The 11,851-nt window shown below is 62.2% G+C and carries 12 protein-coding genes; all 12 read left to right on the top strand.

What is annotated here, in order from left to right:
- Nucleotides 1–15 precede the first annotated feature (15 nt).
- Entirely contained in the window at nt 16–885 is an 870-nt protein-coding gene (tsf, locus tag L6D89_RS00630) for a translation elongation factor Ts (protein WP_024766084.1), read from the top strand.
- Between the two features lie 206 nt (nt 886–1,091).
- The gene (gene pyrH, locus L6D89_RS00635) at nt 1,092–1,829 is read left to right on the top strand and encodes a UMP kinase (protein ID WP_017521181.1); all 738 of its coding nucleotides are present in this window, start codon (nt 1,092–1,094) and stop codon (nt 1,827–1,829) included.
- Between the two features lies 1 nt (nt 1,830).
- Nucleotides 1,831–2,388, top strand: a complete 558-nt coding sequence (frr, locus tag L6D89_RS00640; RefSeq protein ID WP_045210004.1) for a ribosome recycling factor — start codon at nt 1,831–1,833, stop codon at nt 2,386–2,388.
- A 16-nt stretch (nt 2,389–2,404) separates the two neighbouring features.
- Entirely contained in the window at nt 2,405–3,160 is a 756-nt protein-coding gene (uppS, locus tag L6D89_RS00645) for a polyprenyl diphosphate synthase (protein ID WP_236173097.1), read from the top strand.
- The gene (locus L6D89_RS00650) at nt 3,154–3,969 is read left to right on the top strand and encodes a phosphatidate cytidylyltransferase (protein WP_236198449.1); all 816 of its coding nucleotides are present in this window, start codon (nt 3,154–3,156) and stop codon (nt 3,967–3,969) included. The genes uppS and L6D89_RS00650 overlap by 7 nt, the downstream gene beginning before the upstream one ends.
- The gene (ispC, locus tag L6D89_RS00655; RefSeq protein WP_236198450.1) at nt 3,966–5,156 is read left to right on the top strand and encodes a 1-deoxy-D-xylulose-5-phosphate reductoisomerase; all 1,191 of its coding nucleotides are present in this window, start codon (nt 3,966–3,968) and stop codon (nt 5,154–5,156) included. The genes L6D89_RS00650 and ispC overlap by 4 nt, the downstream gene beginning before the upstream one ends.
- A 16-nt stretch (nt 5,157–5,172) precedes the next feature.
- Nucleotides 5,173–6,525, top strand: coding sequence for a sigma E protease regulator RseP (gene rseP, locus L6D89_RS00660; protein WP_236173094.1), 1,353 nt, complete (start codon nt 5,173–5,175; stop codon nt 6,523–6,525).
- A 73-nt stretch (nt 6,526–6,598) separates the two neighbouring features.
- Nucleotides 6,599–8,974, top strand: a complete 2,376-nt coding sequence (bamA, locus tag L6D89_RS00665; protein WP_236198451.1) for an outer membrane protein assembly factor BamA — start codon at nt 6,599–6,601, stop codon at nt 8,972–8,974.
- Nucleotides 8,975–9,022: 48 nt separating this feature from the next.
- On the top strand, nt 9,023–9,526 hold the full coding sequence (locus L6D89_RS00670; protein WP_045210010.1) for an OmpH family outer membrane protein: 504 nt from the start codon (nt 9,023–9,025) through the stop codon (nt 9,524–9,526).
- Nucleotides 9,526–10,587: a UDP-3-O-(3-hydroxymyristoyl)glucosamine N-acyltransferase gene (lpxD, locus tag L6D89_RS00675; RefSeq protein WP_236198452.1), complete on the top strand. Its 1,062-nt coding sequence runs from the start codon at nt 9,526–9,528 to the stop codon at nt 10,585–10,587. The genes L6D89_RS00670 and lpxD overlap by 1 nt, the downstream gene beginning before the upstream one ends.
- Nucleotides 10,588–10,635: 48 nt before the next feature.
- Nucleotides 10,636–11,076 (top strand): 3-hydroxyacyl-ACP dehydratase FabZ, encoded by a 441-nt coding sequence (gene fabZ / locus L6D89_RS00680; RefSeq protein ID WP_236173091.1) that lies wholly within the window; start codon nt 10,636–10,638, stop codon nt 11,074–11,076.
- Entirely contained in the window at nt 11,073–11,849 is a 777-nt protein-coding gene (gene lpxA / locus L6D89_RS00685; protein ID WP_236173090.1) for an acyl-ACP--UDP-N-acetylglucosamine O-acyltransferase, read from the top strand. The genes fabZ and lpxA overlap by 4 nt, the downstream gene beginning before the upstream one ends.
- Nucleotides 11,850–11,851: the final 2 nt, after the last annotated feature.

Below are 11,851 nucleotides of genomic sequence, written 5' to 3' on the forward strand. Positions count from 1 at the left end.
CAAGAGGATTTCGAAATGGCAGAAATTACTGCAGCACTGGTCAAGGAACTGCGTGAGCGTACCGGCCAGGGCATGATGGAGTGCAAGAAGGCACTGGTAGCCGCCGAAGGCGATATCGAGAAAGCCATCGACGACATGCGCGCTTCCGGCGCCATCAAGGCAGCCAAGAAGGCCGGCAACATTGCCGCCGAAGGCGCCATCGCCGCCAAAGTGGCTGATGATGCCAAGTCCGCTACCATCATCGAAGTCAACTCGCAGACCGACTTCCTGGCCCTGCAGGACGACTTCAAGAACTTCGTGGCTGCCAGCCTGGACAAGGCCGTTGCCCAGAAGCTGACCGACGCCGCTCCGCTGATCGCGGAACAAGAGTCGGCCCGTGAAGCCCTGGTCGCCAAGTGCGGCGAGAACGTCAACATCCGTCGTCTGGCTCGCGCCGAAGGTGACGTGGTTGGCGCCTACCTGCACGGCCACCGCATCGGCGTTCTGGTCACCCTGAAGGGCGGCAACGCTGAACTGGCTCGTGACATCGCCATGCACATCGCTGCCAGCAACCCGCAGTTCCTCGATCCGTCGCAGGTTTCCGAAGAAGCCGTTGCCAAAGAGAAGGAAATCTTCCTCGCTCTGAACGCCGACAAGATCGCCGGCAAGCCGGAAAACATCGTCGAGAACATGGTCAAGGGCCGTATCTCGAAGTTCCTGGCCGAAGCCAGCCTGGTCGAGCAAGCGTTCGTCAAGGATCCGGAAGTCAAGGTCGGTGACCTGGCCAAGAAAGCCGGCGCTGAAATCGTTTCCTTCGTTCGCTTCGAAGTAGGCGAAGGCATCGAGAAAGTCGAAGCCGACTTTGCTGCCGAGGTTGCTGCTCAAGTAGCCGCTTCCAAGCAGTAATAGACAGTCTCACGACTGTCGCCCCGCAAGAGGCTGCCCGCTAACGCGCGCGGCCTCTTTGCCAAACTGGGGAAGCCAAAAGGGGCGGTTTCCACGGCGCAGGCCCGCCAGGCGGGTTTAAAGGCGCCGTAAGGCTGGCTGGTCCAAGCTTTCCGCCAGGCGCCCACAAGGCGCACAGTATTCAATCGCCGCAGGAGAAAAAGGTCATGGCTCAGCAGCTGAGCGCTCGTCAACCTCGCTATAAACGCATTCTTCTAAAATTGAGCGGCGAAGCCCTGATGGGCTCCGAGGAGTTCGGCATCGATCCCAAGGTGCTGGACCGCATGGCGCTGGAGATCGGCCAGCTCGTCGGTATCGGCGTGCAGGTCGGCCTGGTGATCGGTGGTGGCAACCTGTTCCGTGGCGCGGCGCTGTCCGCAGCCGGCATGGATCGTGTCACCGGCGACCACATGGGCATGCTCGCCACCGTGATGAACGGCCTGGCCATGCGTGATGCCCTGGAGCGCTCCAACATCACCGCCATCGTCATGTCCGCCATTTCCATGGTCGGCGTGACCGATCACTACGACCGCCGCAAGGCCATGCGCCACCTGAAAAGTGGCGAAGTGGTGATCTTCTCCGCCGGTACCGGCAACCCGTTCTTCACCACCGATTCCGCCGCCTGCCTGCGCGCCATCGAAATAGATGCTGACGTAGTACTCAAGGCGACCAAGGTGGACGGCGTGTACACTGCCGACCCGTTCAAGGACCCGAATGCCGAGAAGTTCGAACGTCTGACGTACGACGAAGTGCTCGATCGCAAGCTGGGTGTGATGGATCTCACCGCCATCTGCCTGTGCCGGGACCAGAAAATGCCGCTGCGCGTGTTCAACATGAACAAGCCCGGCGCGCTGCTGAATATTGTTGTAGGTGGTGCTGAAGGCACCCTGATCGAGGAGGATTGAGATGATCAACGAGATCAAGAAGGAAGCACAGGATCGTATGGGCAAAACCCTGGAAGCCCTGGGCCATGCCTTCGCCAAGATTCGTACCGGCCGTGCCCACCCGAGCATCCTGGATAGCGTGATGGTGTCCTACTACGGTTCCGACACTCCGCTGCGCCAGGTCGCCAACGTCACCGTTGAAGACTCCCGCACCCTGGCTCTCAGCGTCTTCGACAAGAGCATGATCCAGGCAGTCGAGAAGGCCATCATGACTTCCGACCTGGGCCTGAACCCGGCCACCGCCGGCACCACCATTCGCGTGCCGATGCCGGCCCTGACCGAAGAAACCCGCAAGGGCTTCACCAAGCAGGCTCGCGCCGAGGCCGAGCAGGCCCGCGTTTCCGTGCGCAATATCCGCCGCGACGCGCTGGCTCAGCTGAAAGACCTGCAGAAAGAAAAAGAAATCAGCGAGGACGAAGAGCGTCGCGCTGGTGACGATGTGCAGAAGATCACCGACAAGTTTGTCGCCGAGATCGAAAAGGCCCTCGAGGCCAAGGAAGCGGACCTGATGGCCGTCTGACGGCCGGGCTCTCGTCATGGAAAAGACCAAGCAGGTGACGCCCGTGCCTCGGCACGTGGCGATCATCATGGACGGCAACAATCGCTGGGCGAAGAAGCGCTTCATGCCTGGTGTCGCCGGACACAAGGCTGGCGTGGACGCCGTTCGTGCGGTGATCAAGACCTGCGCCGAGGCAGGCGTCGAAGTGCTGACGCTGTTCGCCTTCTCCAGCGAGAACTGGCAGCGCCCGGCCGATGAGGTCGGTGCGCTGATGGAGCTGTTCCTCATGGCCCTGCGCCGTGAGGTGCGCAAGCTCAGCGCCAATGGCATTCGCCTGCGCATCATCGGTGATCGCAGCCGCTTCGCTCCTGAATTGCAGGCAGCGATGCGCGAGGCCGAGGCGTTGACCGCCAATGGCAGCAGCATGTTGTTGCAGGTGGCGGCGAACTATGGCGGCCAGTGGGATATCACCCAGGCGGCCCAGCGTCTCGCTCGTGAAGTGCAGGCCGGCCATCTGTCGGCGGATGACATCACCCCGGAGCTGATCCAGGGTTGCCTCTCCACTGGCGATCAGCCATTGCCCGACCTGTGCATCCGCACCGGTGGCGAACATCGCATCAGCAACTTCCTTCTGTGGCAGCTGGCCTACGCCGAGCTGTATTTCTCCGATCTCTACTGGCCCGATTTCAAGCACGAAGCCATGCAGGCTGCGTTGCAGGACTACGCCTCTCGTCAGCGCCGCTTCGGCAAGACCAGCGAGCAGGTCGAGGCCGAGGCACCCCCGTCATGTTGAAACAACGAATCATCACGGCGCTGATCCTGTTGCCGATCGCGCTGGGTGGTTTCTTCCTGCTCGATGGCGCGGCGTTCTCGCTGTTCATCGGTCTGGTGGTGAGCCTTGGTGCCTGGGAATGGGCGCGTCTGGCTGGTTACAACGAGCAGGCTGCCCGTGTTGCTTACGCTGCGCTGGTCGCCGTGCTGATGCTGGTATTGGCCTGGCTGCCGCAACTGGCGGGCGGCGTGCTGGTGTTGGCGCTGCTCTGGTGGGGCCTGGCGACCATCATGGTGCTGACCTACCCGGACAGTGCATCGAGCTGGGGCGGCCGTTGGCGCCGCTTGCTGATCGGCCTGTTGATCCTGCTGCCGGCCTGGCAAGGGCTGGTGCTGCTCAAGCAATGGCCGCTGTCCAACTGGCTGATCGTCGCCGTGATGGTGCTGGTCTGGGCCGCCGACATCGGTGCCTACTTCTCCGGCAAGGCCTTCGGCAAGCGCAAGCTCGCTCCGCGCGTCAGTCCGGGCAAGAGCTGGGAAGGTTTCTTCGGGGGCATGGCGCTGTGTCTGGCGATTACCGTCGCCGTCTCCATCTATCGTGACTGGACGGTTCGCGAGCTGTTGCTGGCGTTGCCTTGTGCGGCCATCGTGGTGGCCTTGTCGGTCATCGGTGACCTCACCGAAAGCATGTTCAAGCGCCAGGCCGGCCTCAAGGACAGCAGCAACCTGCTGCCGGGCCATGGAGGCGTGCTTGACCGCATCGACAGCCTGACCGCAGCGATCCCGGTATTCACCGCGCTGCTCTGGGCCGTAGGCTGGGGTACGCCGTGAGCCATCCGCAGTGGATCACTGTGCTGGGGGCGACCGGTTCGATCGGCCTCAGTACCCTCGACGTCATCGGGCGTCACCCTGATCGTTACCGCGTCTTCGCGCTCAGCGGCTTCTCCCGCCTGGCCGAGCTCGAGGCGCTTTGCCTTCGTCACCGGCCGCGATTCGTGGTCGTGCCAGAGGTTGAGCAGGCGCGTAACCTGCAGGATCGCCTCGCTTCGGCGGGGCTCGAGGCCAGGGTGCTGGTGGGGGAGGCTGGGCTCTGCGAGATTTCCGCGCATCCCGATGTGGACGCGGTGATGGCCGCCATCGTCGGCGCCGCCGGCCTGAAGCCGACCCTGGCGGCCGTCGAGGCCGGCAAGCGGGTATTGCTGGCCAATAAAGAGGCGCTGGTGATGTCCGGCGCACTGTTCATGAATGCCGTTCGCGCCAGCGGCGCCGTGCTGCTGCCCATCGATAGCGAGCACAACGCGATCTTCCAGTGCATGCCGGCGGACTATGCTCGCGGCCTGGGTGAGGTTGGCGTGCGTCGCATCCTGCTGACCGCTTCGGGCGGGCCGTTCCGCGAAACCCCATTGGAGCAGCTGGCCCGGGTGTCGCCCGAGCAGGCCTGTGCGCACCCCAACTGGTCGATGGGGCGGAAGATTTCCGTCGATTCGGCCAGCATGATGAACAAAGGCCTGGAGCTGATCGAGGCCTGCTGGCTGTTTGATGCCGCGCCATCGAAGGTCGAGGTGGTGATCCACCCGCAGAGCGTGATCCACTCTCTGGTGGACTACGTCGATGGCTCGGTGCTGGCCCAGTTGGGCAACCCGGATATGCGTACGCCGATTGCCCACGCGCTGGCCTGGCCGCAGCGAATCGATTCGGGTGTTTCGCCGCTCGATCTGTTTTCCATTGCCCGCCTGGACTTCAGCGCGCCCGACGAGCAGCGTTTCCCCTGTCTGCGCCTGGCGCGCCAGGCGGCCGAGGCGGGCGGCGGCGTGCCGGCGATGCTCAATGCGGCGAACGAGGTGGCCGTTGCTGCGTTCCTTGAGCGGCGCATCCGCTTCACGGATATCCCGGTTATCATCGACGAAGTGCTGAACCGCGAGGCGCACACGCCGGTCGAATCGCTCGATGCGGTGCTGGCGGCCGACCAGCGTGCACGCGGCGCCGCACAGGCGTGGTTGCAGGAGCGCGGGCATTGAGCCCGAGGAGGTAGCGATGAGCGCCCTTTATATGGTGGTGGGACTGATTGTCGCCCTGGGCGTACTGGTCACCTTCCACGAGTTCGGACATTTCTGGGTTGCACGGCGCTGCGGGGTCAAGGTCCTGCGCTTTTCCGTCGGTTTCGGTACGCCGCTGGTGCGCTGGCATGATCGCCAGGGCACCGAATTTGTCGTTGCCGCTATCCCCCTGGGCGGCTACGTGAAGATGCTCGACGAGCGCGAGGGCGATGTTCCCGCCGAGCTGCTCGACCGCGCCTTCAACCGCAAGACCGTGTTCCAGCGTATCGCCATTGTTGCCGCCGGTCCGGTGGCCAACTTCCTGCTGGCCATCCTGTTCTTCTGGGTCCTGGCCATGCTCGGCAGCCAGCAGATCAAGCCGATCATCGGCTCGGTGGTGGCGGATAGCCCAGCGGCGCTGGCTGGCCTGGCCTCCGGCCAGGAAGTGGTTGCGGTGGACGGTGAAGCCGTCGATGGCTGGAGCAGCGTGAACCTGCAGCTGGTGCGCCGTCTCGGTGAAACCGGCGAGCTGAGTGTTGCAGTGCTGGAACAGGGTTCGAGCGTTCCCGCGGTGCACCAGGTGCGCATCAGTTCCTGGCTGAAGAACGAAGACAATCCTGATCCCATCGGTGGTCTGGGGATCCAGCCCTGGCGACCTGCTGTCGCACCGGTGATCGCCGAGCTGGATGACAAGGGGCCTGCCAAGGCCGCCGGTCTGCAGATTGGTGACCGACTTGTCAGTCTGGATGGCCAGTCGGTCACGGATTGGCAGGAAGTCGTCTCGCGTGTTCGCGCCATGCCCGAGGGCAAGGTCACGCTGGGCATCGAGCGCGCCGGTCAGCGCGAGGAACTTGCCCTGACCCTGGCAGCCAAAGGCGAGGGCAAGGCCCGCACCGGTTACCTGGGGGCTGGTGTCGCAGGTGGACAATGGCCGCCGGAAATGCTCCGCGAAGTGAGCTATGGGCCGGTGGCGGCGGTCGGGCAGGCACTCTCCCGAACCTGGTCCATGAGCCTGCTAACTCTGGATTCTCTAAAGAAAATGGTGCTTGGGCAGCTCTCGGTAAAAAACTTGAGCGGGCCGATAACCATTGCTAAAGTGGCGGGCGCTTCAGCCCAGTCAGGCGTAGGGGATTTTCTGCATTTCCTCGCTTATCTGAGCATCAGCTTGGGGGTTCTCAACCTGTTGCCGATTCCCGTTCTCGATGGCGGGCATCTGCTGTTCTACATGGTCGAGTGGGTGCGAGGTCGCCCATTGTCGGAGCGGGTCCAGGCTTGGGGGATGCAGATTGGCATCAGCCTGGTAGTCGGGGTCATGTTGTTGGCCCTGGTCAACGATCTGAGTCGACTGTAACCGCCCATTGGTTTTCGGATCTGCCGCCATTTGCGGCAGATTCTCTATTTGTCAGTTGGAATAAAAGGACTCCATGAAACGCTTTCTGCTTCCCGCGGCCCTTTCCGCGCTGATGATCGCCCAGGTTCACGCCGAGTCCTTCACTGTTTCCGATATCCGGGTCAACGGCCTGCAGCGCGTGTCTGCCGGCAGCGTGTTCGCGGCGCTGCCGCTGAACGTCGGCGAGCAGATCGACGATCGCCGCCTGGTCGAAGCGACCCGCTCGCTGTTCAAGACCGGTTTCTTCCAGGACATCCAGCTCAGCCGTGATGGCAATGTGCTGATCGTCAACGTGGTCGAGCGTCCGTCCATCTCCAGCATCGAGATCGAGGGCAACAAGGCGATCACCACCGAGGACCTGATGAAGGGTCTGAAGCAGTCCGGCCTTTCCGAAGGCGAAATCTTCCAGCGTGCGACCCTCGAGGGCGTGCGTAACGAACTGCAGCGCCAGTACGTGGCCCAGGGCCGCTACTCCGCGGAGATCGAGACCGAAGTGGTGCCGCAGCCGCGCAACCGTGTCGCGCTGAAGATCAACATCAACGAAGGCACCGTGGCGGCCATCGCCCATGTCAACGTGGTGGGCAACACCGTCTTCTCCGAGGAAGACCTGACCGACCTGTTCGAGCTGAAGACCACCAACTGGCTGTCCTTCTTCAAGAACGACGACAAGTATTCCCGCGAGAAGCTCTCCGGCGACCTGGAACGCCTGCGTTCCTACTACCTGGACCGCGGCTACATCCACATGGATATCGCCTCCACCCAGGTGTCCATCACCCCCGACAAGAAGCACGTCTACATCACCGTCAACGTCAACGAAGGTGAGAAGTACACCGTCAGCGACGTGAAGCTCTCTGGCGACCTGAAGGTACCGGAAGAGGAAGTGAAGAAGCTGCTGCTGGTGAAGAAGGGCCAGGTGTTCTCCCGCAAGGTGATGACCACTACCTCCGACCTGATCACCCGCCGCCTGGGTAACGAGGGCTACACCTTCGCCAACGTCAACGGCGTTCCCGAGCCGAACGACGAGAACAAGACCGTGTCGATCACCTACGTGGTCGACCCGGGCAAGCGCGCCTACGTCAACCGCATCAACTTCCGTGGCAACACCAAGACCGAGGATGAAGTTCTCCGTCGCGAAATGCGCCAGATGGAAGGCGGCTGGGCCTCGACCTACCTGATCGACCAGTCCAAGCAGCGCCTGGAGCGCCTGGGCTACTTCAAGGAAGTCAACGTCGAGACCCCGGCCGTTCCAGGCACCGACGACCAGGTCGACGTCAACTACAGCGTGGAAGAACAGCCGTCCGGCTCGATCACCGCCAGCGTGGGCTTCGCCCAGAGCGCCGGCCTGATCCTTGGCGGCTCCATCAGCCAGAACAACTTCCTGGGTACCGGTAACAAGGTCAGCATCGGCCTGACCAAGTCCGACTACCAGACCCGTTATAACTTTGGCTTCGTCGACCCCTACTGGACCGTCGATGGTGTGAGCCTGGGTTACAACGCCTTCTACCGCAAGACCGACTACGACCAGCTCGACGTCGACGTTTCCAGCTACTCGGTGAACAGCCTGGGTGCCGGTGTCAGCATTGGCTACCCGATCAGCGAGACCTCGCGCCTGACCTACGGCCTGACCGTGCAGCGCGACGACATCGATACCGGCGCCTACACCGTGGATGAAATCTTCGACTTCATCGAGAAGGAAGGCGACAGCTTCACCAACTTCAAGGCGTCCATCGGCTGGTCCGAATCTACCCTGAACAAGGGTGTGCTGGCCAACCGTGGTCACTCGCAGAGCCTGGTGCTGGAAACCACTGTTCCGGGTAGCGACCTGTCGTTCTACAAGCTCGACTACCGCGGCCAGATCTTTGCCCCGCTCACCGAGAACTACACCATGCGCTTCCATACCGAGCTCGGTTATGGCGGTGCCTATGGTGATACCGACCGCCTGCCGTTCTACGAGAACTACTACGCCGGTGGCTTCAACTCGGTGCGTGGCTTCAAGGACAGCTCCCTTGGTCCGCGTAGTACGCCCAGTAAAGCTCGTAACAACGGTGATGGGCCGGATGACCAAGGCCGCTACACCGACCCGGATCAGGATCCGGAAGCCTTCGGTGGTAACATCCTGATCACCGGTGGCGCCGAACTGCTGTTCCCGCTGCCCTTCGTGAAGGATCAGCGCCAACTGCGGACCGTGCTGTTCTACGACATCGGTAACGTGTTCGACACCGATTGTCCTATCTCGACCACCCAGGGCTGCGATGGCGTCAAGTTCCAGGACATGGCGATGTCTGCCGGTGTGGGCCTGACCTGGATCACCGCTCTGGGTCCGCTGAGCTTCAGCCTGGCGACTCCGATCAAGAAGCCGGACAACGCCGAGACCCAGATCTTCCAGTTCTCCCTGGGACAGACCTTCTAATTGGCCGTATCGTTGTATTGACAACCATGCTTTGTGCAGGAGTGCATTGTGCGTAAGTTGACCCAGTTCGTCCTGATCACCGCCGCCCTGGCAGCGAGCCCCGCGTTCGCCGACATGAAGATCGCGGTGCTCAACTATCAGATGGCACTCCTCGAGTCCGATTCGGCCAAGCAGTATGCCGTCGACGCCGAGAAGAAGTTCGGCCCCCAACTGACCAAGCTCAAGGCCCTGGAAACCGATGCCAAGGCCCTGCAGGACAAGCTGGTCAACGGCGGCAGCAAGATGTCCAACGCCGAGCGTGAAAAGGCCGAAGGTGACTTCAAGCAGAAGGCTCGTGACTTCCAGTTCCAGTCCAAGGAGCTGAACGAAGCCAAGGCCGTTGCTGACCGCGACATGCTGAAGAAGCTCAAGCCGAAGCTGGACCAGGCCGTCGAGGAAACCATCAAGAAAGGTGGTTATGATCTCGTGGTCGAGCGTGGTGCCGTGGTTGACGTGAAGCCGCAGTACGACATCACCCGCCAAGTCATCGAGCGCATGAATCAACTGCGCTGATGATGACCGAGCTGTCCTTTACTCTCGCCGAACTGGCCGCGCAACTCGATGCCGAGTTGCGCGGCGATCCCGCTCAGGTGATCAGCGGGCTGGCTACCCTGAAGGATGCAGGCGCCGGCCAACTGAGCTTCCTGGCCAATCCGCAGTACCGCAAGTTCCTAGCCGACAGCCAGGCCAGCGCCATTCTGCTGACTGCCGCTGATGCCGAAGGCTTCGCCGGTAATGCACTGATTGTCCCCAATCCGTACCTGGCCTATGCCGGCCTGTCCCATCAGTTCGATCGCAAGCCCAAGGCGGCGGTTGGCATTCATCCCACCGCGGTGGTTGATGAAGGTGCGCAGGTCGATGCGAGCGCCAGTGTCGGTCCCTATGCCGTGATTGAGGCGGGCGCGCAAATCGGCGCGAACGTCACCATCGGCGCCCACTGCTTCGTTGGTGCGCGCAGCGTGATCGGCGAGGGCGGCTGGCTTGCGCCGCGCGTGACGCTTTACCACGACGTGCGTATCGGCAAGCGCGTGGTGATCCAGTCCGGCGCCGTGCTGGGGGGCGAGGGCTTCGGCTTCGCCAACCACCAGGGTATCTGGCAGAAGATCGCGCAGATAGGCGGCGTGACCCTGGGGGATGACGTCGAGATCGGCGCCAACACCACCATCGACCGCGGTGCGCTGTCCGATACCATCGTGGGCAACGGCGTGAAGCTGGACAACCAGATCATGATCGCCCACAACGTGCAGATCGGTGATCACACCGCCATGGCCGGCTGCTGCGGAATTTCCGGCAGCGCCAAGATCGGCAAGCATTGCATGCTCGCTGGTGGCGTCGGCCTGGTGGGCCATATCGAGATCTGCGACAACGTCTTCGTCACCGGGATGACCATGGTGACCCGTTCGATCACCGAACCGGGTTCCTACTCCTCCGGTACCGCCATGCAGCCTGCGGCTGAATGGAAGAAGAGTGCCGCGCGCATTCGTCAGCTGGATGACATGGCCCGTCGTCTGCAGCAGCTGGAAAAGCGCCTGGCCGCCGTGACCCCAAGCGGAGACGCTCCATCAGATGCGTGATCCACGCATTTTTTGGCGTTTCCCTTTTCTGAACAGGCTCCCCTGAACATGATGGACATCAACGAGATTCGCGAATACCTGCCTCATCGCTACCCTTTCCTGCTGGTGGATCGGGTGGTGGAGCTGGACATCGAGGCCAAGCGCATTCGCGCCTACAAGAATGTCAGCATCAACGAGCCGTTCTTCAATGGCCACTTCCCGCAGCACCCGATCATGCCGGGCGTGCTGATCATCGAGGCGATGGCGCAGGCTGCCGGCATCCTCGGTTTCAAGATGCTCGATGTGAAGCCGGCCGACGGTACCCTGTATTACTTCGTCGGCTCCGACAAGCTGCGCTTCCGCCAGCCGGTGCTGCCGGGCGACCAGCTGCAGCTCAACGCCCAGTTCATCAGCGTCAAGCGCGGCATCTGGAAGTTCGATTGCCACGCGACCGTCGATGACAAGGCGGTGTGCTCGGCTGAAATTATCTGTGCGGAACGCAAACTATGAGTTTGATCGATCCTCGCGCCATCATCGACCCGCGCGCAAAGCTGGCTGACGACGTAGAAGTGGGCCCCTGGTCCATGGTCGGGCCGGATGTGGAGATCGGCGAAGGTACGGTGATCGGTCCCCACGTGGTGGTCAAAGGCCCCACGAAGATCGGCAGGCACAATCGGATTTTCCAGTTCTCCAGCGTGGGTGAAGATACCCCCGACCTGAAGTACAAGGGCGAACCGACTCGCCTGGTGATCGGCGATCACAACGTGATCCGCGAGGGTGTCACTATCCATCGCGGCACTATCCAGGACCGCTCGGAAACCACCATCGGCGACCATAACCTGTTCATGGCCTATGTTCATGTCGGTCATGACAGTGTGATCGGCAACCATTGCATCCTCGTGAATAACACCGCACTGGCGGGGCATGTTCACGTGGATGACTGGGCAATTCTTTCCGGTTACACCCTGGTGCACCAGTTCTGCCGCATCGGCGCCCACGCCTTCTCCGGCATGGGCACCACCATCGGCAAGGACGTACCGGCCTATGTCACGGTCTTCGGCAACCCTGCCGAGGCCCGCAGCATGAACTTCGAGGGCTTGCGCCGCCGTGGTTTCAGCGCCGAGTCGATCCAGGCGCTGCGTCGAGCCTACAAGGTGGTCTACCGCCAGGGGCTGACCGTGGACGAGGCACTTGCCGAGTTGGCGGAAGCCTCCGAGCAGTTCCCGGAAGTCGCGGTGTTCCGTGACTCCATCCAGAGCTCCACCCGCGGCATCACCCGCTGACC

The sequence above is a fragment of the Pseudomonas pseudonitroreducens genome, assembly GCF_021603645.1.
GTDB lineage: Bacteria > Pseudomonadota > Gammaproteobacteria > Pseudomonadales > Pseudomonadaceae > Pseudomonas > Pseudomonas pseudonitroreducens.

Bases quoted from the DNA above. Each gene is read 5' to 3' on its own strand.
- tsf (WP_024766084.1), top strand. From the start codon at position 16: ATGGCAGAAATTACTGCAGCACTGGTCAAGGAACTGCGTGAGCGTACC.
- pyrH (WP_017521181.1), top strand. From the start codon at position 1,092: ATGGCTCAGCAGCTGAGCGCTCGTCAACCTCGCTATAAACGCATTCTT.
- frr (WP_045210004.1), top strand. From the start codon at position 1,831: ATGATCAACGAGATCAAGAAGGAAGCACAGGATCGTATGGGCAAAACC.
- uppS (WP_236173097.1), top strand. From the start codon at position 2,405: ATGGAAAAGACCAAGCAGGTGACGCCCGTGCCTCGGCACGTGGCGATC.
- L6D89_RS00650 (WP_236198449.1), top strand. From the start codon at position 3,154: ATGTTGAAACAACGAATCATCACGGCGCTGATCCTGTTGCCGATCGCG.
- rseP (WP_236173094.1), top strand. From the start codon at position 5,173: ATGAGCGCCCTTTATATGGTGGTGGGACTGATTGTCGCCCTGGGCGTA.
- bamA (WP_236198451.1), top strand. From the start codon at position 6,599: ATGAAACGCTTTCTGCTTCCCGCGGCCCTTTCCGCGCTGATGATCGCC.
- lpxD (WP_236198452.1), top strand. From the start codon at position 9,526: ATGATGACCGAGCTGTCCTTTACTCTCGCCGAACTGGCCGCGCAACTC.
- fabZ (WP_236173091.1), top strand. From the start codon at position 10,636: ATGATGGACATCAACGAGATTCGCGAATACCTGCCTCATCGCTACCCT.
- lpxA (WP_236173090.1), top strand. From the start codon at position 11,073: ATGAGTTTGATCGATCCTCGCGCCATCATCGACCCGCGCGCAAAGCTG.